This is a genomic window from Aeromicrobium sp. PFPM2_SD2, assembly GCF_057364525.1.
The window spans coordinates 1-1,088 of record NZ_JBNFNZ010000624.1; the positions used below are offsets into that span (position 1 = coordinate 1).

General features: G+C 75.6%; 2 protein-coding genes. Both read right to left on the reverse strand.

Translation table 11 applies throughout. The features are described from left to right. Window positions 1-477, reverse strand: a 477-nt coding sequence (locus AC2W7G_RS16955; protein ID WP_485869471.1) for a tetratricopeptide repeat protein, incomplete at its 3' end; no start/stop codon positions are given. A gap of 105 nt (window positions 478-582) precedes the next feature. Next, window positions 583-1,088, reverse strand: a 506-nt coding sequence (locus AC2W7G_RS16960; RefSeq protein ID WP_485869472.1) for an aspartate/glutamate racemase family protein, incomplete at its 5' end; no start/stop codon positions are given.

Below are 1,088 nucleotides of genomic sequence, written 5' to 3' on the forward strand. Positions count from 1 at the left end.
CGGCCGAGGGCGTCCAGCACGGCGGCGCGGACGCCGGTGGCCCTCGACCAGGTCGAAGCGCTCGCCGGTCTGCGCGGACTCGTGCAGCGCCCGCTCCAGCAGCTCGTGCGCCTGCTCGTGCCGACCGGCGCGGTGCTGCAGCTCGGCCAGCAGCCGGAGCATGAACGGGCCGAACATGTAGCCGTCCGGGAGCGAGCGGAACGCGTCCAGCGCGGCGGGCGAGGGGACGTCGAGGCACGACCTGATGAAGTCCTGCTCGCGCTCGCCCCAGCTGTACCAGCTCGTGTCGCCGGCGAGCTCGAAGCCCGCGAGCTCGGGCGGCAGCGGCACGTCGTCGGCCGGGGACGCGACGCGCGGCGCGGGCGTGGCGGGAGCGGACGGCTCGTCCGCGGCCTGGGACGGCGAGAACGTGCCGGCGCACACGGCGGCGGCGAGGGCGACGGCCGCGACGGTGCGGCGCGTGGGCAGGAGCTTCATGAGGGACTTCCGGGCTCGGGGTGGACGCTCCGGCGTGTGCCGGACGGCACGACGGTAGGAGCGTCCACCCGCTCGGCGGATCCCTGCGATCTGGGGTGCGGCGCCTCAGGCGTCCGCGAGGGCGCGGTCCACGGCGGCCTCGACGTGGATCCGGGTCGTGGGGAACACCGGCACCGGGCTGTCGGCGTCCCCGACCAGCAGCTCGATCTCGGTGCAGCCCAGCACGATCCCCTCGGCGCCGTCGTCGACCAGGCGCTGGATCACGTCCCGGTACGCGGCCCGCGACTCCGGGCGCACGACGCCGCGCACGAGCTCCTCGTAGATGACCCGGTGCACGACGGCACGGTCCTCGGCGCCGGGCACCAGGACGTCCAGCCCGTGCCCGGCCATCCGACCGCGGTAGAAGTCCTGCTCCATCGTGAACGACGTGCCGAGCAGCCCGACCCGGCGCAGGCCGGCGGCCTGGATGCGGGCGGCGGTCGCGTCGGCGATGTGCAGCACCGGCACGTCGAGGCGTCCTCGACCGCGCCGATCAGGTGTGCATGGTGTTGGTGCACAGCACGACCAGGTCGCGCCGGCGGCCACGACGGCGCGGGCGCGGTCGGCCAGCA